Annotated in this window: 18 protein-coding genes; 10 read left to right on the top strand and 8 right to left on the bottom strand. The window is 39.5% G+C overall.

The genetic code is table 11. The features are described 5' to 3' along the window. The first annotated feature begins 29 nt into the window (after nt 1–29). Entirely contained in the window at nt 30–1,253 is a 1,224-nt protein-coding gene (locus E6C50_RS04945; RefSeq protein WP_136402115.1) for an FAD-dependent oxidoreductase, read from the top strand. Then, complete coding sequence (locus tag E6C50_RS04940; RefSeq protein ID WP_136402114.1) at nt 1,250–3,010, top strand: flavin monoamine oxidase family protein; 1,761 nt, start codon at nt 1,250–1,252, stop codon at nt 3,008–3,010. The genes E6C50_RS04945 and E6C50_RS04940 overlap by 4 nt, the downstream gene beginning before the upstream one ends. A gap of 47 nt (nt 3,011–3,057) precedes the next feature. Here E6C50_RS04940 and E6C50_RS04935 read toward each other — a convergent pair whose 3' ends face one another. Further along, complete coding sequence (locus E6C50_RS04935; protein WP_136402113.1) at nt 3,058–4,005, bottom strand: hypothetical protein; 948 nt, start codon at nt 4,003–4,005, stop codon at nt 3,058–3,060. 303 nt (nt 4,006–4,308) lie between these two features. Between E6C50_RS04935 and E6C50_RS04930 the strand changes: the two genes are divergently transcribed. Together E6C50_RS04930 and E6C50_RS04925 are read left to right on the top strand one after the other, a co-directional pair. Further along, nucleotides 4,309–5,451 (top strand): hypothetical protein, encoded by a 1,143-nt coding sequence (locus E6C50_RS04930; RefSeq protein ID WP_136402112.1) that lies wholly within the window; start codon nt 4,309–4,311, stop codon nt 5,449–5,451. Continuing rightward, nucleotides 5,451–5,852, top strand: coding sequence for a hypothetical protein (locus E6C50_RS04925; protein WP_136402111.1), 402 nt, complete (start codon nt 5,451–5,453; stop codon nt 5,850–5,852). The genes E6C50_RS04930 and E6C50_RS04925 overlap by 1 nt, the downstream gene beginning before the upstream one ends. Before the next feature lie 77 nt (nt 5,853–5,929). Here the strand turns inward: E6C50_RS04925 and E6C50_RS04920 are convergent, their stop codons facing one another. Next, nucleotides 5,930–8,770: an AsmA family protein gene (locus E6C50_RS04920; RefSeq protein ID WP_136402110.1), complete on the bottom strand. Its 2,841-nt coding sequence runs from the start codon at nt 8,768–8,770 to the stop codon at nt 5,930–5,932. A gap of 144 nt (nt 8,771–8,914) precedes the next feature. Between E6C50_RS04920 and E6C50_RS04915 the strand changes: the two genes are divergently transcribed. The 3 genes from E6C50_RS04915 to E6C50_RS04905 all read left to right on the top strand — a co-directional run bounded on the left by E6C50_RS04915 (nt 8,915) and on the right by E6C50_RS04905 (nt 12,078). Further along, nucleotides 8,915–11,059 (top strand): M3 family metallopeptidase, encoded by a 2,145-nt coding sequence (locus tag E6C50_RS04915; protein WP_136402109.1) that lies wholly within the window; start codon nt 8,915–8,917, stop codon nt 11,057–11,059. A gap of 240 nt (nt 11,060–11,299) precedes the next feature. Then, nucleotides 11,300–11,704, top strand: coding sequence for a Panacea domain-containing protein (locus E6C50_RS04910; RefSeq protein ID WP_168732750.1), 405 nt, complete (start codon nt 11,300–11,302; stop codon nt 11,702–11,704). 2 nt (nt 11,705–11,706) lie between these two features. After that, nucleotides 11,707–12,078 (top strand): hypothetical protein, encoded by a 372-nt coding sequence (locus E6C50_RS04905; protein WP_136402107.1) that lies wholly within the window; start codon nt 11,707–11,709, stop codon nt 12,076–12,078. Between the two features lie 28 nt (nt 12,079–12,106). Here the strand turns inward: E6C50_RS04905 and E6C50_RS04900 are convergent, their stop codons facing one another. The 5 genes from E6C50_RS04900 to E6C50_RS04880 all read right to left on the bottom strand — a co-directional run bounded on the left by E6C50_RS04900 (nt 12,107) and on the right by E6C50_RS04880 (nt 16,536). Then, entirely contained in the window at nt 12,107–12,469 is a 363-nt protein-coding gene (locus tag E6C50_RS04900) for a nuclear transport factor 2 family protein (protein ID WP_136402106.1), read from the bottom strand. A 44-nt stretch (nt 12,470–12,513) separates the two neighbouring features. Then, on the bottom strand, nt 12,514–13,401 hold the full coding sequence (locus E6C50_RS04895; RefSeq protein WP_136402105.1) for a pseudouridine synthase: 888 nt from the start codon (nt 13,399–13,401) through the stop codon (nt 12,514–12,516). Between the two features lie 69 nt (nt 13,402–13,470). Then, nucleotides 13,471–14,391 carry a geranylgeranylglycerol-phosphate geranylgeranyltransferase gene (locus tag E6C50_RS04890; protein WP_136402104.1) on the bottom strand — a complete coding sequence of 307 codons (921 nt, stop codon included), beginning with the start codon at nt 14,389–14,391 and terminating at the stop codon, nt 13,471–13,473. A 54-nt stretch (nt 14,392–14,445) separates the two neighbouring features. Beyond that, the gene (locus E6C50_RS04885; RefSeq protein ID WP_136402103.1) at nt 14,446–15,384 is read right to left on the bottom strand and encodes a mevalonate kinase family protein; all 939 of its coding nucleotides are present in this window, start codon (nt 15,382–15,384) and stop codon (nt 14,446–14,448) included. Nucleotides 15,385–15,450: 66 nt separating this feature from the next. Next, nucleotides 15,451–16,536, bottom strand: coding sequence for a diphosphomevalonate/mevalonate 3,5-bisphosphate decarboxylase family protein (locus E6C50_RS04880; protein WP_136402102.1), 1,086 nt, complete (start codon nt 16,534–16,536; stop codon nt 15,451–15,453). Between the two features lie 84 nt (nt 16,537–16,620). Between E6C50_RS04880 and E6C50_RS04875 the strand changes: the two genes are divergently transcribed. The 3 genes from E6C50_RS04875 to E6C50_RS04865 all read left to right on the top strand — a co-directional run bounded on the left by E6C50_RS04875 (nt 16,621) and on the right by E6C50_RS04865 (nt 18,630). Then, nucleotides 16,621–17,100, top strand: coding sequence for a TspO/MBR family protein (locus E6C50_RS04875; protein ID WP_136402101.1), 480 nt, complete (start codon nt 16,621–16,623; stop codon nt 17,098–17,100). 77 nt (nt 17,101–17,177) lie between these two features. After that, nucleotides 17,178–18,092 carry an OmpA family protein gene (locus E6C50_RS04870; protein WP_136402100.1) on the top strand — a complete coding sequence of 305 codons (915 nt, stop codon included), beginning with the start codon at nt 17,178–17,180 and terminating at the stop codon, nt 18,090–18,092. A gap of 16 nt (nt 18,093–18,108) precedes the next feature. Beyond that, complete coding sequence (locus E6C50_RS04865; protein WP_136402099.1) at nt 18,109–18,630, top strand: hypothetical protein; 522 nt, start codon at nt 18,109–18,111, stop codon at nt 18,628–18,630. A 95-nt stretch (nt 18,631–18,725) separates the two neighbouring features. On the opposite strand, the gene E6C50_RS04860 is transcribed toward E6C50_RS04865, so the two are convergent. Continuing rightward, on the bottom strand, nt 18,726–19,865 hold the full coding sequence (locus E6C50_RS04860) for a T9SS type A sorting domain-containing protein (RefSeq protein WP_168732748.1): 1,140 nt from the start codon (nt 19,863–19,865) through the stop codon (nt 18,726–18,728). Nucleotides 19,866–20,041 lie beyond the last annotated feature (176 nt).

Below are 20,041 nucleotides of genomic sequence, written 5' to 3'. Positions count from 1 at the left end.
TTCATAACCAAGATAACCTACATCTTATTATGGAGACTACTGCAAATGACGTTTATGACGTAATCGTGATTGGTGGCGGCGCTATGGGCCTGTCCACTGCCTACTATTCGGGAAAAAGAAAGGCCAAAACACTCGTGCTGGAACAGTTTACTTTTGTAAACCAACAGGGAAGTTCTGCCGGTGTTTCCCGACAATTCCGTATTCCGTATCCTGAAAAATATATGGTTCAGATGGCACTGGATTCGTTACCGTATTGGGAAGAACTCCAAAGCCATACCGAAACGGAACTACTCGACAAAGTCGGCACGCTTTGGTTTGGCGATCCGGAGGTGCATTCTACCGAAGGAAATATCGCAAAAGCTGAAATCGCCTTAAAAGAACTCAACGTTCCGTATACCAAACTGACCGCCAAGGAAGTCGAAGAACAATATAATTTCCGCAACCTACCGGATAACTATACCGGTTTGTTTCAGGCCGACGGTGCGAGTATCAACTTTAAAGCGACTATCGAAACCTTACTGGAGCTTTGCCGGAAAGACTCCAATATCACTTTGATGGAACAATCTCCGGTAACCGATATCGAACGCAAAGACGATTTATTTCACCTAACCACTCCGAATGGTTATTATGCCGCTAAAAAAATCGTGATCACACCCGGTCCGTATATTAATAGTGTGATCAACTTATTGGATTTTACGATCGAAGCGACCTATTGGAATATGGCTTCCGCCTATTTTAAAAAGACCGACGAAAAAGTACAATACCCGACCTGGTTTGTCTTCCAGAATGCCGAAGGCGACAATGGCAATCAATTTTATGGCTTCCCGGAAGTCGACTGGGATCATCCGGACTATATCCGTGTCGCACCCGATTTTGTAATCGAACCGTTGGACGAACCGTACGACCGTTCCTTTATTCCGAACGAAAAAGAATTGCACTACACCTCCGAATGGGTCAAAAATCATATGACCGGTCTGGACACCGAAGCTTGCTTTACGTCGACCTGCCTGATCGCGCTGAGTAAAATCCCGAATAAGGAATTGATCATCGACTTCGCTCCAGATTATGTACCAAACCATGAGGATATCGTGGTCTATGCGACCGGATGGGCGGCCAAATTTACACCGCTATTGGGTAAGATCTTATCTGATATGGCTTTGGATGGTAAATCCGATTACGATATTTCCAATTTCCAATTGGGTTATAAATTCTTTAGAGCGCTTCAACCCATTAACCAAAACCTACCATTATGAATAAAAACACACCTTTAAATCCGGGGATGGAACCCGGTTTAAAAATTGAAGTAGCCATTGTTGGCGCCGGTACTTCCGGATTATATACGGCTTACCGACTGGTAGCCGATAAAAAATTCACCGCCGATCAGGTTCAGATTTTTGATCTGAATGACCGTTTAGGCGGCCGACTGGAATCGGTGATTATGCCCGGAATGGATTTCTGGGGCGAATTAGGTGGAATGCGCTACCTGACATCTCAGGAAATCGTAACCACACTTATTGAAGGTTATCCGTTAACCGAACCCGATCTAAACAAACGCAAACAGGTACTGGTTGACAAAATGAACCCGGTCCCGTTTCCAATGGGCGACACTTCAAAATTACTGATGTATTTGCGAAAAGAGCGCTGTAAACAGGATGCCTGGAATGTGGCTCAGCATGCCGGTGAAAAGTTTATCACCCGTTATTATCTGAATGACGACAATATCGGTTTTAGTTCCGATCAGTTGTTCAATAAGATCATTTATGACGTGCTGATGGCCGATCCATGGTTCCGGGAAAACTATTCGGATTTCGTCAAAAAAACATCCGAATACGACTATACATTCGAAATAACGAGTCGCCAATGGGACGATATCAAACCGAAATTGCGCTATAATTTTAAAGGATCGCCTTACGAAGGCCGAAAAGTAAACGACATCGGTTTTTGGAATTTGATCAAAGATCAGGTATCACAGGAAGGTTATACCTTTTTAGCCAATGCCGGCGGTTATTATTCCAATACGATCAACTGGAATTCAGCTGAAGCCTTCCCGTATATGGTGGGTGACTTTTCCGAAGGGACCGTTTATAAAACCATTGAAGAAGGTTTTGACAGTATTGCCTACGCCATTGCCAACACCTATATGGACAATCCGGGCGCTTGTATCTGGTCGGAAAACAAATTGATTACCTTTACAAAAGAGCACGCTTTTACGCATTCGCACAAATACCAGCTGACATTCCTAAACATTAAAACCAATGAGGAATGGCATGTTTACGCTAACAATATCGTATTGGCGATGCCGCGTAGATCGCTGGAATTACTGGATCAGGAAAACTTCTTTTTTAATGTGAATGAAGACAGTACGCTAAACAATAATATCCGTTCAGTGATTATGGAACCGGCTTTTAAAATCCTGATGGGATTCCCGCATCCGTGGTGGAAAAAACTAGGCATCGATTCCGGGCATTCCATAACCGATTTACCAATGCGCCAGTGCTATTATTTTGGTACCGATACGCATACCGATAATTCGATGTTATTGGGTAGTTACGGAGACATGGAAACCGAAACGTTCTGGAAAGCATTATCGGACGATAAGATTCTTTTTAAAGTAAAAGCGTCCAAATCGGCTTCACTAAAAGAACTACACGAACTGGATAGTGTTCAGGCGTCCCAGATGATGGTAAACGAAGTGATGAACCAGTTACGCGAACTACATGGCCCGGATGTTGAAATCCCGGATCCGTATGTAACCTATTTCAGAGACTGGTCCGACGATCCGTTTGGCGCCGGATATCACGCCTGGAAAGCCGGATATGAGGTTAAAAATGTCATGCCATACATGCGACAACCAAAACCAACAGAACAAATCCATATTTGCGGGGAAGCCTATTCCGATCAGCAGGGATGGGTGGAAGGTGCCCTATGTGAAGCCGAAAAAATGCTGGAAACGCATTTTGGACTAAAACGTCCGGAATGGCTGGATCCGGCGTATTATTTAGGTTGGTAATACAACCTATCTTCCGGGCAACGTTGTTTGTCCGGAAGATATTCAACTTATATTTTCAGATTTTCCAGTTCCATTGACAGCGCTTTTAAATCCTGTTTCATCAGGTTGATCTGCGATTCCAACTGATCGTACATATTCGCGCGGTTGTCCAGTTCCTGAGCCGAATATTTACCACCATTCCCAAAATACAGTTCCAACAGTTGGGTTTTCTTTTTGGATTTTTCATCCGCAATCTGACCAAAGTTCATCCATTTCTCAATAATCTCCCGACGGAAGGAGACTTTTCCCGGTTCGTTCGGATTGCTATAATTCAGATAATACCAAACGGTTGGCGGAAAAATAGAAGACGTCGGCCGACCTTCCCAAATATCTCTTAATGCATTCCGGTTATGATAAAATTCGATACTGCGTTTGTTTCGCAAAATCAACATCCCTAAGGTCGCTTCGGTAATCCCGGTTCCCAATCCGATATAATCGCCTGTGTTCCCTTTGTCGATTAACAATCCGGAAGCAATCGCTCCCGCAGCACCTATGACGATCGCACCAACGGTTAACTTACTTTCGGTTTCGTCTTCTTTCCCTTTTAAAAAATCGGCAATCTGACTGGTCCGTTCTTCTTCGCAATCCATTTCTGAGGATACGGCCGAAACTTCCAGTGACGCAATATTGATCCGCTGGTTTAACTGTTGCACCAACTCCAATTGCGTGAGTCGGTTTTCAATTGTCGGATGTTCTTTATATTCTTTACGTATCGCTACATAATCCCCTAATAAATCCAAAACACCTATCGCATTGGCGGCATTCAAACTTTTAAGACTAAATCGCGATGCCAGAGCTGTGTCGACTGGGATGGTATGCATCGGGCGAGGCATTTCGGCTACCGTATAATTGTAGACATTCTGCTGATTGCAATTACTCGTATACAATTGTGATTTCATACGGGTGGGTTGAAATCCAGAACAAGACGTCAGCACAAGCGCACTGATTATTATCATCCCGAAAAAAAGGCTTTTTGTTGCTGTTGTGTTTTCCATCGTTATGACTTTAAAATCGATGAATATAAATAACCCGAAATCTGTTTTCTTTTGGGAATTTTTGAATACAGGAATTAAGTTACTACTTTTTCCCTTGTACTTCATTAAATGACCCCAAAAAATCCCTTAATGCATTCATAAACAAAATACAATCCCTTTCTTTAGCAGAATAAAAAACTTATATTTGTATTAATAGCTCATGCATTATCATTAATTGCTTTTCTTCATAAAATTATTTCAATTTATTATTGTTATTATATATTTATGTCAGCAGAGAAAATCTTTATCAAACCAAAATTAGAAGGGCAACGTTTTGATGACCATACGCTTCCTGTCAATATTTTAGAAGACTTCTCCGCTTTTGAAGAGTTAATTTTCGAGCTCGCAAAAAAAATATATCTTGATCTCAATCCGCAGCGAAAAAGAGTCCCCAAAGGGTTTACAGAAAATATTTATCTGAAACTTTCAACTATAGAAGAAGGTAGTACCATTCCACAAATAGTAATCGCTACTACTATTAGTGTTTTTGCTACTCCTAACATCAGTGTTCCTAACGACGAGTATTTTAGCTATTTTGAAAAAGCCCGGGATAAAGTATTTGAATTAATTGAAAATGCAAATTCTGATAAATCTGTTGAAACAGAGAGCAAGTTTCTAAACTATTTTAACAGAATTGGAAAAAACCTGAAAGAAGGCGAAACAATTGACTTTCTAAATTCTGATACTTCTACAAGAAATGTAAAATTCAGTAAAAATACGCGAAGAAAAATACTGCTTTCCCGAAATGAAAAACTTGAATATTCAGAATTGATCCACGAAAACGTTCGTATATCTGCTATGGACAAAAAAAAACAAGTCTTTTATATTGAACTAAAAGACAACACGTATGAATGTCCAATCATACCTGATTTTCATGATACCATATCCACAGCTTTTCATGAATATGAAAACAAAACATTAATTTCGCTAAAAGCAACCGGCCTTTTTAACAATCAGCACAAACTAATTCATATCGAACATATTGAATCAATGGATATATTGGATCCGTTTGATATAAGTGTCCGATTAAACGATCTTTTAGAATTGAAAGACAAATGGTATGATGGTGTAGACGGTAAGATCTTAGATCGAAAGAATACATTACTTTTTAAAGATTACTTTAATACCTATTTTAATTCTGATTTACAACTACCAGCTATTTTCCCAACATTAACTGGTAACATTGTTCTTGAATGGAAAAAAGGTAATATTGAAATCTCAATGGAGATCGATTTAAGTAATTTAAACGCTGAGATATTTTATTTCGATATGGAAAATGACGACCATGATTTTCAGGAAAATATTAACTTGAAAATTGTTTCTGACTGGGACAAAATTAATAGTATTATTTCTAAAAACATTATTTAATGACCGGCACAACTTTACTTCATCGGCAAATACATCCTAACTGGATTCAAAATAATTTTATTTCAGAACAAGCTTTTTTAGTTGAAAACAACATTGCCTCTTTAGCGTTTACACCTTCTGAAAAAGACAATAAAAAACTCTCAGTTTATAACGGTGAAAAATTTTCAGCTCAAGACTCTTTTAACCACTTTACTCAAAATTATGTTTCTGCGGGCGTTTTATCGGTAACATTTGCAGAAGTAATTGCCATTAAAAATCTAAATGCATACGAAGATAATATGTCATTTGATGGACATGCTGTGATTGATTACTCCAATATCGAAACACCTAATCAAATAAGAAAGAGCGCCAAAAAGCTCAAAAACATAGCTGTTAAAAGAGGTTGGACTCACAAAATATAGAATTACACTTCCATTTTATTTTCACATTACGATTTTCTAATCGTTAAAAACACACTCATAAAATGAGTGTGTTTTTACTATTCCTTTGCTCTTGGAGTTATCGGTGCAGGTGTTGCCGTCGGTTCCGGTTTTGGTTCCGATTGTGTTGGCGGTGATACCGGTGCCGGTGTACCTTTGTATTCGGTTTCCGGAACCTCTTCGCCCGTTTTACTAAATACTTTTATTTTAGGATTGTCCTTATTTCCTGTAATCACAACCGGAATTCCGATTAATCCGAATGGCGGTAATCCCAAACGCATTCGCAGATTCATCTGACCAGCAAAGTTGGTTTGCCCTTTGAATTTCAAACGGAATAAAGCTACTTTGATCAACGTTTCATCAATAGTGATCACATTATTTTTAATGTTCGAATTGATTTCCACTTCACTTAAATCCGGATCGTTGATACCGTCGGATCCTGTTTTTTTACTGATCGCCGAAAACAATTTCAGTCCTTTTATTTTTACTTTTTTAACCGTTACCACACCATCTCCTTTTAACGATGGCATGATCGGTTGCATGTTCTGATCGAGTACGCCGCGTAAACGGTAATCTACACCTATGATTCCTTCGGCTTTTTCGGCCGATGTCATTAAATCGCGGAATAGTTTTACTTCGCGATAGGCACGATTCACATCAAAATCTTTTGCACGGTAACGCAGACTAAAGTTCGCTTTATCGGCACTTACATCGTCATAAACACCATCCAATGTCATCCGACTTCCGATAATTCCTACACCCGCATTGCGCAACATGATTTTTCCTTTTTTGACCATTGCTTTTCCAGACATGTCATTCAGCACCAAACCGTCGTAGTCTATTTTTTTCGCATTGGCCACAACCGAAACATTCAGATTTGTAGGTACCACAACAACACCCGTTGGTTCTTTCGGTTTTGTTTTTTTCGCATTGACCTTGGAATTGTTCGTTTTGACACCATCCGGATTGTAGGCCATAAATTCGTTCACATTTAGAAAATCGGACTGCAATGCGAAGTTTCCGGAAAGAACACTTTTATCGTTCAATACATAATTGATCACATTTTGTAACTGCCCATTCAAATTAAAATCCGACTGCCCATAGCCCGCTTTAAAATCGTTAAAAAACATTTTGTCGCGATCAAATCGGAACAAACCTTCTTTGATTAGGAACGGTTTTGGAAAAAACTGCGATTTTGCCGTAATATCCCGTAACACCAGGGTTCCTTTGTTATTCATTTTACCATACTGACCCGTAGTCGCATAGCTTTGTTTTCCTTGCAAAAACAAATCGGCTTTGATATACCCTTTTACGTCAAGTCCTTCCTGACGGAATACTTTATAGACTTTTGCGACGTCAATTTCACCCTTAGCGTTGACTTTATAAGCCAGATCTTCAAAATTCGATAAATCGGCTGCGACAAACACCGGATTGCCTTCAAAATGAAAAGAGGCCGGCGTTACTTTTACCATCAGATCTTTATAGTTACCCGTTGTATTTTTGATACGCGCATTGATTCGAATGGAATCGATCGGGTTTGGATAATACGGTGTCTTTAATCGTCCACCTTGTAAGGCTAAAAACCCATCAGTAACCGGGAATAGTTTCTGAGCCGCATCATAATCGCCTTTGGCTTTAATACTCGTGGTTAGCAATCCTTTGATTTCTACCTTTTCCAATCCTAAAGCGCGGTTTAATTTTTCCAGATCCAGTTTGGCTTTCATATCCGTGTTTACGTTGATATGTTTGGTTCCTTTGGAATACAGTTTTCCAGCCAAAAAGTCTTTCCCAACATTAAAGTGAATCGAATCCATATCGATTTCCAGTAAATCCGGATTTAATGACGGCATTCGGGTGTTGAATTTTAAAAAGATATTCGAGGTTGGAAAGGGCGTATCTTTATAAGCGATAAAACCGTCGCGGATGTTTACCGCCAATCCTAAATCGGGTTTTTTATTTTGAGAAGCGTTGTAGATTCCTTTAAACGTAAACAACACATCCGTTTGTCCCTGAACCTTTGTTTTCTCCAACCAGGTCACATAGGCCGGTGGCATCGCGGTAAACAAATCGTTTAGGTTACTATTCTGGGTTTCTACGTGAATATCGATATCATATCCATCTTTTAGGAAGTTCAGTTTTCCGATAAACTTCACCGGAAGTTTATTGATTTTCAGATTATTTTGTCGGAAAACAAACGACAAGGAATTGGTATTGATTCGTGTAAGCAAATCGGCGTTAACCACTTTGTTTTTTAGATAGGTCTCTCCGTCAAAAGCGAAATCCAGTGATCCGATTCGCGCCTTAGTTGTCAGGTCAAAAATAGACTTATCCAAGTCACCTTTTCCGATATAATTAAAATCTTTGGCATCGATCGCGACTTTGGCCGAAAGGTCGTTGTATTTTAAATCGACATTTTTAATTTCGATCCGATCCAGTCGGATGGAAGCCGATTCTGTAGTATCGGCTGTTTTTGGTGCATTCGAAATATAGACATTATAATTCGCGTGTCCGTGTTCGTCTACTTTGATATTCGCTTGTCCATCGGATAAATAGATCTCGTCAATACTCACCTGATTGTCGAAAATAAGCCGCTTCAGGTTGATCCCGAAGGCCACCTCTTTTGCCGCCACCAAAGTATCGTTTCGATAGGGTGCCGATCCTTTTAACGAAAATTCATCCAGCGAAACCGTTAACGACGGAAAATGCTTATAAAACGACAAATGCGTTTCTTTAAAATTCAGTTCGCCATCCAGTTTCTGATTTGCGGCTTTTTTTACCTGTTCGGCAATCGTTCCCGGAAACAGCAACGGAATCAGGAATAATAACAGCAGTATACTACCAATTGTGATTCCAATGATCTTAAGGGTCTTGAGGATTATATTTTTAGGGGAGCGCTTCATACTACAAAAGTACTATCTAATTTTCAAATTTTAACAGAATATTCCGTAATCGGCTCATAAAAATTCGTTAACAAAATGTGCCATAACCGACGGTAATCACTTTTTCTGTTATTTTTACATAACTAAATTAATCAAAATAACATCATGATTACAAAAACTGTTCTGATTCTTACAACTGTGGGAATGTCTTTACTTTCAGGGAACGATGACAAATCCAAGCGAAACGGCGATCCAACCAATCCGCTTTTGGCCGCGTACAACACTCCTTATGAAGTCCCTCCTTTTCATTTGATTAAAAACGAACATTTTAAACCGGCTTTACTGGAAGGTATTAAAATCCACCAACAGGAAATCGATGCCATTGCTAATAATCCGGCCAAACCAACTTTCGACAATACCATTCTGGCGCTCGAAAATTCGGGACAGCTTTTAAACCGGGTTGCGACTGTTTTTAGTAATCTGAGTTCGGCTAATACAAACGACCAATTACAGGCGATCGCTCAGGAAATGGCTCCGATATCGTCCAAACACAACGATAATATCTATTTGAACGAGAAATTATTTGCACGGGTAAAAGCCGTTTGGGATGCGCGTAAGACCTTAAAACTAACTCCGGAACAATCCCGTTTACTGGAGAAAAAATACAAAGCTTTTGTACGCAGTGGTGCTAATCTGTCGGATGCAGACAAAGAAAAGCTGCGCAAAATCAACGGTGAGTTATCACTGTTATCTTTAAAATTTGGCAACAATATTCTAAAAGAAAACAATGCCTACGAACTGGTGGTTGATAAAAAAGCCGATCTAGCCGGTTTACCCGACGAACTGATCGTTGCCGCAGCAGCCAAAGCCAAAGCTTCCGGAAAGGACGGAAAGTGGGTATTTACACTAAGTAATTCGAGTGTGATGCCCTTCCTACAATATGCTTCCAATCGCGAACTGCGCAAACAAATCTGGACGGCTTATCAAAACCGCGGCAACAATAATAACGAATTCGACAACAAACAAAATCTGATCCAGATGGCTAACCTTCGCGGTGAAAAAGCACGCTTACTGGGTTATAAAAACCATGCTGCCTATGTATTGGAAGAAAGTATGGCCAAAACTCCGGAAAAAGCAACGGAATTGTTAACCCAACTTTGGAAACCGGCTCTTGAAAAAGCAAAACTGGAAACGGCCGATATCAAAAAAATGATGGCTGCCGATGGTATTTCCGGTGACGTACAACCGTATGACTGGCGTTATTATGCTGAAAAAATCCGTAAGGAACGTTATAATCTGGACGAGCAGGAAGTAAAACCGTATTTCAGCATTCAGAATGTACAACAGGGTATTTTTAAAGTAACCGAGAATCTTTATGGGTTGAAATTCGAAGAACTAAAAGATGTTCCGAAATACCATGAAGACGTCACTGTTTGGAAAGTTCTGGAAAAAGACGGAACTCCCGTGGGTACTTTATATATGGATTTCTATTCGCGCGCTTCTAAAAACGGTGGTGCCTGGATGACCTCCTACCGTGCGCAACAAATGGAAAACGGGAAACGTATTCCTCCGGTGATTTCAATCGTTTGTAATTATTCCAAACCGATTGGCGATGCACCTACGTTACTAACATTTGACGAGACAACGACTTTCTTCCATGAATTCGGTCACGCGTTACACGGTTTACTATCGAATGTAAATTACCAGAGTATGGCTGGAACGGCGGTTCCAAGAGACTTCGTAGAATTACCATCGCAGGTTATGGAAAACTGGGCAGCCGAGCCGGAAGTTTTAAAAATGTATGCCAAGCATTACCAAACCGGAGCTGTAATTCCCGATGCGCTGATTGAAAAATTACAAAAATCCGGTACTTTCGACCAGGGATTTGCGACCATCGAATACCTGGCCGCTTCGTTACTGGATATGGAATACCATACACAAACCGGAGCCATCACACAGGATGCTACTACATTTGAAGCCAATTCCATGAAGAAAATCGGATTGATCCATTCTATTATTCCACGTTACAGAAGTACCTATTTTAACCACGTTTTCTCTGGTGGTTATTCAGCGGGTTATTACAGCTATATCTGGTCCGGCGTTTTGGACACCGATGCGTTTGAAGCGTTTAAAAGCACTTCGCTATTCAATCCCGAAAAAGCAAAAGCCTTCCGTAAATACATCCTTGAAAAAGGAGGAACTGAAGACCCGATGATCCTTTATAAAAAATTCCGTGGTGAAGAACCAAACATCACACCGCTACTCAACAAACGCGGTTTGAACAATGGTAACAAACTATTGAAAAACTAAACAAAAAGAGGTTGTCTGAAATAGACAACCTCTTTTTTTATACCATTCCCCTCTCAATTCACACGCATTAGTTTTGGAAGTCTTATGTGGTAAAACGGAAGTCAAATTGATTAAGACTACTATATCCCCCAAACATAAATTGTACCTTAGTTATCTAAATCATTATAAGCCATGTACAGTCCAAAACAAATAGCCAACTACTTCTTAGCCAAATATTGCGATGGCAAAAACATAACCCCAATGAAACTAATCAAATTAGTCTACATCGCTCATGGCTGGTATCTCGGAATTACAGACAACGCCCTAATAGACGAAAATCCGGAAGCCTGGAAATATGGCCCGGTAATTCCCAGCCTTTACCATCGATACAAAAGATATGGAAACGCTCCAATCGAAAAATACAACGGATCCCCCTCCTTAGGCAACAAGGAAGATGAAAACTTTCTCGACAAAATATGGGAAGTCTACGGTCAATATAACGGTATCGAGCTAAGTGCCAAAACCCATCAGGAAGACTCTCCCTGGTCATTCGTATGGAATACGATAAAAAACAACGATTACTTTTCCCTGCAAATACCCGATACCTATATAAAAGAACACTATAAACACCTTTTAAAACAAAATCAGAACAAACAACCTGGATAAATATGTCGTCTGATTTAAAGAATAATTTGAATTACATTGTTTCGGAATCAAACAGCACCGATGATAAATCAAAAAAAGAAGAAGAAACATTTAAGAGTCAGAAAAACTATATCAAATACACTTGTAATGCTTTAAAAAACAAAAGGTATTCCATTAATACCAATCTTCGGATATATTTGGCAATCTGGTCTTCATTGATTGTAAGCTGCTGGCTTTTGAAAGTGGAGGAGATTTTAATAAATAATAACAATTACTGTTTGTCGGATAATGTCTTAACCATTCTTTTAGGAACTACAACCCTAAATGTATTAGGCATCGTAGCCATTGCCATGTATGATATATTCAATGGGAAATCTGAAGACCGGATAAAATAAAAGTCCCGCCAATGACGGGACTTTTATTTTATCCGTGGTATACACGTGAAGCAATTATTTTTCCATTTTTTACATCGAGTACTTCGGCAACCAGCATATCGTCTTCTCCTTCTACCTGACGGATATACTCCATAAAGATACGATCGGAATTGGCCGTTAGCGAGGTTACTTTATAATGCAAGCTTGGCAAACGATCGAAAGCATCCTGCCACCAGGCGCGCATGGCCTCTTTTCCAACAACCAATCCTTTAGTTTCCGGTTGGTGGATTTTTAATTTCGGACTAAAATGCTGTGCTTCATCATCATAAAGCGATAGTAATTTGTCGAGGTGCTTGGTATTGAAGGCATCAAACCAGCGAAAAGCAATCGATTGTAATGTTTCTGGTGTCATTAGTACGGTAAAAAAATCCCGAAGCTGGCTTCAGGATTGTGGATTTATATATTTTTAAGGTTTATAATTTCCTGATCAGTCAGAAAACGCCAGTTTCCACGAGGCAAATTTTTCTTGGTCAGTCCGGCAAAAACAACGCGGTCTACTTTAATCACATCATATTCCAGATGTTCGAAAATAGAACGCACAACTTTTACATTGGAGGTTTTCATCTTTAAACCGATTTCACTTTTCGGTTCGTTTTCGATATACGAAATCTCCTCTACATATACTCTAAAATTATCGATCGTAAGTCCTTTTTGGATTTTTTCCAAATCTTCGAATTTCAGGTTACGGTCCAGTGTTACCTGGTATACTTTTGACGAACGTTGGTTTGGGGCCGTAAACTTACGAACCATATCCGAATCGTTTGTAAACAACAACAATCCAGTTGTACTTTTATCCATACGTCCAACCGATTGTAGTTTTGCTTTGGTTGCATTACGTACCAAATCCAATACATTTGCCGTATTTCCGTCTCCATCGCCGGCCGTAGTAAATCCTTTCGGCTTATTTAGCAGGATGTATTCTTTTTTCTCCGGTGTAATCACCGTTCCGTCAAAGTTAACAACATCGCCCGGTTTTACCTTATATCCCATTTCGGTAATCGCCTCTCCATTCACTTTTACATTCCCCGATTGGATATAAATATCAGCGTCTCTACGTGAGCAAATACCGGAATTAGAAATATATTTATTCAGACGAATATCATCCGAAGCTGCTGCTTTAGGGGCTTTCGGCTTTTTTTCAAAGTCCGGTTTCGGTTTTGAGAAATTACTTTTTCTATCGTCTTTTTTAAAATTCGGTTTCCCAGCCGCACTTGATTTCTTTGGTCCAAAACCCGGTTTGCCGTTGGAAGAACCTCTTTTATTATTTCCTTTTCCGTTGTTCATTTCGCTAAAAAATTTTTGCAAAGATACTATTTATCTCTTTGTGTGTTAAAAAAGTATTTTGAAAGATTGTTATAGTCCGGCCAGTAGTTTTTTTCCGTTTACCAAAACCGTAGGATCAATTAGCACAATACAGAAAACGCCGGCTACAATAAGCGTTTTCAAGATGATATGCAACTGTACATATTCTTCACGGGTTTCCGATTTCCACAATAACCGGATAAAGTACATCAAGATGATCAATGCTATATAAAAGTAAATATCCATATAGCCTACATCATATTTTTCGACCAGGATAAACACCGGAATAACCGTTGCTATTGTTAAAGCCGTTATCATTTTTTTCGATACGTTTGTTCCGAAGCGAACCGGAATAGTCTGATAATCGGAAGCCAAATCCCCTTTGATATTTTCCAGATCTTTGATCATTTCACGAATCAGGATCAATAGAAAAAGAAATCCCGCATGGGCAAAAATTACGTGGTAAAAGTTTTTGAAATACAATAATATTCCGAAAAACGGCATTACCGCAAGAACAGAAGCCGTCAGATTTCCAACAATCGGGTATTTTTTAAGCTTGTGCGAATAAAACCAGATCAGGAAAATATAGACTGCAAAAAAGAAAGCCGCCCGCCAGGATATGCTATAGGCCAGACCCGTTGCCAGGAAATTCAATCCAAAGTAAACTTTTAATTTGGTTTGCTGACTCACCAATCGGTCCAGCATTGATTTGTTCGGTCGATTAATCAGATCTTTCTGCGCATCGTAAAAATTATTGATAATATATCCGGAAGCTATTGTTAGCGTAGATACAAACACCAGAATAAACAAACGCCAGTCCAGAATCACATCCAATGCGCGTTCGTCTTTGGCCAGAATAAAGATCGATGACAGGTATTGCGCCAGTACAATAATCGGAATATTATAACCCCGTACCACAGAAAACAAACTGAGTATCTTCATCAAAGTCAATTTGGATTTACGGGTAAGCATGGTTTTGGCTATTAATTTATCATCCGCGGAATTTTCCGACCGAAAAGTTATAAATTAGAATTGATAAACAACCTCTAACTTATAATCTTTTAAGGATTCTTTAGCTTTTTCCAGATTTTGCGTAAATCCGAGTATGTAACCACCACCACCGGAGCCACATAATTTCAGGTAGTAATCATTAGTATCGATTCCTTTTTGCCATACCTGATGGAATTGTTCCGGAATCATTGGTTTAAAGTTGTTTAAAACAACTTTTGATAATTTTTTGGTATTGGAAAATAAGGATTTTACATCGCCATGCAGGAAGTTTTCCACACAGGCGTCGGTATATTTTACGAATTGTGTTTTTAGCATTTTACGGAAACCCTGATCTTTTAGGTTTTCCATAAAGATATTCACCATCGGTGCCGTTTCACCTACAATTCCGGAGTCGATCAGGAATACAGCGCCTTTCCCTTCGGTACTTTGCGATGGAATTCCGGTTGGTTCAATATGATCTTTGGAATTGATCAATATTGGTAAACTCAGATAGCTGTTTAGCGGATCCAATCCGGAACTTTTCCCGTGGAAAAAGGATTCCATCTGGGCAAAGATATTTTTTAACTGTAGTAATTTTTCGCGTGTCAGGTTTTCCAGTACCGTAATTTTATTGTTGGCATATTTATCATAAATAGCCGCCACCAAAGCACCGCTACTTCCCACTCCATATCCCTGCGGAATACTGGAATCGAAATACATTCCCTGTTCCACATCGGCATGTAAGGCTTCCATATTAAAGGTTACCAATTCCGGGTTTTCTTCCTGAATATCTTCCAGATAGGCTGTAAAACGTTGTAAAGCCGCATTTGATTTTATCGATTCCGAAGTTGGGTTTTCGGCTATTTTCAATGCCCCGTTATAAAAATTATACGGGATGGATAACCCTTTGGAATCTTTGATAATACCATACTCTCCGAAGAGTAAAATTTTCGAGTAAAAAAGTGGTCCTTTCATATACGTATTTCCTGCTTTAGAAACGGTTTACCGCTAAATCTAGTATAAAGGTAGTGAAAAAAAGTTTTAATTGATCTTTTCGCTTCCTTTTCCGATTTCGTCACAAATGTACTGACTGTTTTGACAATAGCCAACTAATTCCTGCTGAATAAATGCCACTACTTTTTCTTTTACCGATTCCGGATATAAGACGTGTACGTTTGCTCCGGCATCGAGTGTAAAACACACCGGTGTTCCGGTTTCACTTCTGTATTTCCAAATGCGGTTGATAATCTCCAGTGTATTAGGTTTCATCAGGATATAATACGGCATGGAAGTAAGCATCATCGCATGTAAAGTAAGCGCTTCACTTTCGACGATTTTGATAAAATTTTCCACATCGCCTGTTTCCAGAATGTTTTTGATTTGCGACAGATTAACATGCGCCTGTTCAAAGCGTTTTTCGGCATACGGATGATTGTGCATCAAATCGTGTCCAACCGTACTCGACACCTGTTTTTCACCTTTGTCAACCAACAAAATCGTATCCTGATAGTTCTTAAAATTTTCGTGAATCTGTCCCGGAAACTCCACTCCAAACAGATCGGAGCTACCTTCAATTTCTTTATGCGTTCCCCAAACCACAACATTTCCTTTTATGCTTCGGCAGGCACTCCCAGAGCCCAAACGCGCCAAAAACGACGCTTTGCTATAGAAATAAGCTTCGTTCATTTGCGGATTTAAAGCTTTTTCCAAATCCATAATATTCATTGCCAATGCCGCCATTCCCGAGGCCGAGGAGGCAATTCCGGAACTGTGTGGAAAGGTGTTTAAGGTATCGATAACAAAATGAAAGTTTTTCAGATACGGGCAATAGGTTTCGATTCGCTCGAAAAACTTCTGGATTTTTGGTCTGAAAGACTCTTTTTCTTTTCCTTCAAATAAGAGATCAAACGAAAAACCGGTAATGGATTCTTTTTTAGAAAAAGACACTTTTGTGATCGTTTTACAATTATTCAGTGTAAAACTCACCGACGGATTCGCCGGAATCTGGTGTTCTTTTTTCCCCCAGTATTTTACCAAAGCAATATTGCTGGGTGCACTCCATTCGGAATTTCCGTTTTCCACACCATCCAACGTTCCGTTGTAAACAAAATCTTTTTCTAAAAACATATCCTTAAAAATTTACGCAAAGATACTTTTTTTGAAATAGCGATCCATCTGAAAAAATTGCCAGATTTCGCTTATTTTTGAAGTATGAAAAACATCACCCGTATAGTAATGATCGTGGTAACCTGTCTGGTGGTAGGTTATTTTTCCGGAATTGTAACCCGTGGCAGTATTGAAACCTGGTATCCTACTTTGGTAAAACCGTCGTTTAATCCGCCCAACTGGTTGTTTGCTCCGGTATGGAGTACGTTATACATTATGATGGGAATTGCAGCCGGAATGGTTTGGAATCGGATTGATTTTGAACGTGAGGCCGTTAAAAGAGCCTTGCTGTTCTTTGCCATTCAACTGGGATTAAATGCGTTGTGGTCGTTTTTATTTTTCGGACTTCACAATGTTTTATTGGCTTTAATCGAGCTGATTATACTATGGCTAATGATTTACGAAACTTACCAATCGTTTCGAAAGATTCACAAAATTGCCGGTTATCTGTTGCTACCCTATCTTGCCTGGGTTACTTTCGCAGGGGTACTAAACGCAAGCATATGGCAACTTAATCAACATTAATATATACTTTTTAACCAAAAATAAAGAAATAAAAAGCATTTTTAGTTAAATTTGAGAATAAATCAAATTTGCCGATTATGCCAAAAAAAGCTACTTACCTTCTTGGTATACTAGCAACCCTAATTATCGGTTGTTTTTTGTACCATCAATTTTGTTGTGCCCATTGTGGCAATACCTGTTCTGAAAAAGACAAGACAGCTATTCGTAGCACAGACAGTACCATGCTACATCCGGCCTATCCGTTTGCCCTGAAAGGCAACGGCATTCGTTTTAACGCACAGGATAATTTTAATTTTTTAAAAAATGATTTTAAAAAACTACTTCCTGTCGACGATTCGATAGCAATCGGGGCGACTTCTCTAAAATCATTTCTTGAAAATAGTCCGGCATTATTAAAAATCAACGGGTTTGCGCTACAAGACGAAGTCAATTCTTCCATTTTCCCAAATCTGGGCTATGCACGGGCCAACGAGGTCAAAAATTATTTTGTTTCCCAGGGAATCCCTTCCGCTAAAATTGAAATTAATGGCAAAATTAGTGATGACTTGATTGTTCAGAACGGAACGCTACTCGGACCGATCACCTTTGACCTTGTAGAACCCGCTACCGAAGCCAAGCCGGAAACCGACTGGCAAGCCGTAAAAACACAATTGAACGCCAATCCACTGACACTCTATTTTAACACTGGACAAACTGAGATTCTTCTATCCGAAACTGACCGTCAGAAAATAGCTGATATGATACGCTATATCGATCATGTGGAAAATGCCAAACTGGATATCGTAGGTTATACCGACAATGTCGGCAACCGCGAAACCAATATCCATATCGGACAGCAACGTGCCGATTTTGCCAAAAATTATTTTATTCAAAATGGCATTGCTCCGGATAAAATCAATAGTAACTCTAAAGGCCCTGCCGATCCGCTACAAAGCAACACTAGCAAAGAAGGACAAGCTAAAAACAGACGTACCGTAATCACGATCCATTAATCTAATACCATTACATATGAATGCACCATGTATACTCATCCCGGTTATAACAGGTTTAATCTGTGCATTATTAGGCTATTTACTTGGTAAATCAGCAGCATCGGGTAATCATAATTCCAAGCAATTACAAATTGATCTGGACAATTGCCGGTCTAAATCCGCAACACTTACAGCCGAACTGGATGCTCTGAAACGTCAGGGTTCTTCATTAGGATTTGCCGCTACCTCAATAATTGAACCTTTTAATGCGGAACTGGCCGCATCGGTACTCGGTAGAAAAATTACCGAAAACGATCTGAAAATTATCGAAGGTATCGGCCCTAAAATTGAAGAATTATTTAACACTTCGGGGATATTTTCCTGGAAAGCATTGTCGGAAACTTCGGTAGACCGTTGCAATGAGATCCTCCATAAAGCCGGTGAACGTTTTGCCATGCATAATCCTACAACATGGCCGCGACAAGCCCGAATGGCGTACGAAGGAAAATGGCAGGAATTAAAAGAATGGCAGGACAAACTCGACGGCGGACGGGAATAATCACAAATCTGTAGAAAAACAAAGCCTGTCAGGCACATTACATCCTGACAGGCTTCGGATAAAAACGGCAAGCTCAAAACCGTTTTTAATGTTATTTAGTTTTTCACTACTTTTTCTACAAACACCCCTTCGTTGGTTTCGATTTCTACAAAATAGATTCCCGGCTTTAAATGACTCATATTGATGGATTGCTTTCCTTTTCCGTTACGAAACGCTTTGGTTTCGTATACAAAACCGCTTGGATCGATCACTTTAGCACTACGAATCTCTTTCCCTTCGGCTGGTGCTATATTCAAATCGCTGTTGGTTGGGTTTGGATATACGTTGTATTTTTTAACATCTGCAAGCTCAGCCGTCATGTCTTCAGCTACGTTACGTCCAAATACCGGATCTCCAGGTACAGGTTCAAGTTTGTTTAGACATGATCGGAATGTTTTTGTCCAACTGTAATCCGTCCAACCAATTTCACCACTATTCACAACATAGCTAATTGCCGTTCCCGACATACTTGTTGTTTTATATACCAGCTTAATTGTATAGGTTGTACCAGCGGCACAATCGTAAAAACTAGCTGTAGGATTAATAGTAGCCGTAGCTGCTCCGGAAGCATTCAACAAGGTCACTTTATAATCGGCAGTAGGACAAGTCCCCAAAGCATTTGTTACTCTTAAATATAATTTACCGGCATTTGCATAATTTCCTGTTACATTAAATCCGATATAACCATTATACAGTGGTGGATTACTATTAGGCGTAAGCTTACAATATGGCGCAAAACTTAAGCTAACAGACGGTGCTGTTTCTCGCGTCACTATAATTTTGATATTAAATGTTGTTATTACCGGATCCGGCAAACTCGACCCATCTTCACAGTACCCGGTTACCGTATAACTATTTACTCCAACTCCCAATGTCCCCGGAATTGTTATTATATTGCTTCCAGATGATGAGTTTACTGCACCTAATGCATTGCTTAAAAATAACTTTTTTGTATAATTTGTCGGACAAGAATACGGAACGGCTATATTAAACGTCCCGGTTAATTGGTTGGCAAAATACGGTATGGTTACATTATACGTATACGTAACCGGACTTCCGGAAGTTGTTGGAGCCGGCATACTTAATGCATTTGTCGTCCCTAAAGTCAAAGTTTGCCCATTTACCGACAAGGTTGTTAGTAAAAACAATCCGCACACAATCGCAGCTCTTTTTACCTCGAAAATAATTTTTTTCATGTTTTTAGTTTTAAAAGTTAATAACACAAAACTATTAGCATCATATCCAAAAACACCAGTAAAATCGCAATTTGTGATGAACACCATTCTAAATAGTGACGAAATTATCACTCAACACCTACCTGTTTTACAAACACCTTTTATTTTGGGACAACATTTTTATCCGTTATAAAGCG

It is taken from the genome of Flavobacterium supellecticarium (assembly GCF_004801375.1).
Classification (GTDB): Bacteria; Bacteroidota; Bacteroidia; order Flavobacteriales; family Flavobacteriaceae; genus Flavobacterium; species Flavobacterium supellecticarium.
Note: the sequence above shows the minus strand (reverse complement) of the source record. Positions and strands in the feature narration are given on the sequence as shown.

Bases quoted from the DNA above. Each gene is read 5' to 3' on its own strand.
- E6C50_RS04945 (WP_136402115.1), top strand. From the start codon at position 30: ATGGAGACTACTGCAAATGACGTTTATGACGTAATCGTGATTGGTGGC.
- E6C50_RS04940 (WP_136402114.1), top strand. From the start codon at position 1,250: ATGAATAAAAACACACCTTTAAATCCGGGGATGGAACCCGGTTTAAAA.
- E6C50_RS04935 (WP_136402113.1), bottom strand. From the start codon at position 4,005: ATGATAATAATCAGTGCGCTTGTGCTGACGTCTTGTTCTGGATTTCAA.
- E6C50_RS04930 (WP_136402112.1), top strand. From the start codon at position 4,309: ATGTCAGCAGAGAAAATCTTTATCAAACCAAAATTAGAAGGGCAACGT.
- E6C50_RS04925 (WP_136402111.1), top strand. From the start codon at position 5,451: ATGACCGGCACAACTTTACTTCATCGGCAAATACATCCTAACTGGATT.
- E6C50_RS04920 (WP_136402110.1), bottom strand. From the start codon at position 8,770: ATGAAGCGCTCCCCTAAAAATATAATCCTCAAGACCCTTAAGATCATT.
- E6C50_RS04915 (WP_136402109.1), top strand. From the start codon at position 8,915: ATGATTACAAAAACTGTTCTGATTCTTACAACTGTGGGAATGTCTTTA.
- E6C50_RS04910 (WP_168732750.1), top strand. From the start codon at position 11,300: ATGAAACTAATCAAATTAGTCTACATCGCTCATGGCTGGTATCTCGGA.
- E6C50_RS04905 (WP_136402107.1), top strand. From the start codon at position 11,707: ATGTCGTCTGATTTAAAGAATAATTTGAATTACATTGTTTCGGAATCA.
- E6C50_RS04900 (WP_136402106.1), bottom strand. From the start codon at position 12,469: ATGACACCAGAAACATTACAATCGATTGCTTTTCGCTGGTTTGATGCC.
- E6C50_RS04895 (WP_136402105.1), bottom strand. From the start codon at position 13,401: ATGAACAACGGAAAAGGAAATAATAAAAGAGGTTCTTCCAACGGCAAA.
- E6C50_RS04890 (WP_136402104.1), bottom strand. From the start codon at position 14,391: ATGCTTACCCGTAAATCCAAATTGACTTTGATGAAGATACTCAGTTTG.
- E6C50_RS04885 (WP_136402103.1), bottom strand. From the start codon at position 15,384: ATGAAAGGACCACTTTTTTACTCGAAAATTTTACTCTTCGGAGAGTAT.
- E6C50_RS04880 (WP_136402102.1), bottom strand. From the start codon at position 16,536: ATGTTTTTAGAAAAAGATTTTGTTTACAACGGAACGTTGGATGGTGTG.
- E6C50_RS04875 (WP_136402101.1), top strand. From the start codon at position 16,621: ATGAAAAACATCACCCGTATAGTAATGATCGTGGTAACCTGTCTGGTG.
- E6C50_RS04870 (WP_136402100.1), top strand. From the start codon at position 17,178: ATGCCAAAAAAAGCTACTTACCTTCTTGGTATACTAGCAACCCTAATT.
- E6C50_RS04865 (WP_136402099.1), top strand. From the start codon at position 18,109: ATGAATGCACCATGTATACTCATCCCGGTTATAACAGGTTTAATCTGT.
- E6C50_RS04860 (WP_168732748.1), bottom strand. From the start codon at position 19,865: ATGAAAAAAATTATTTTCGAGGTAAAAAGAGCTGCGATTGTGTGCGGA.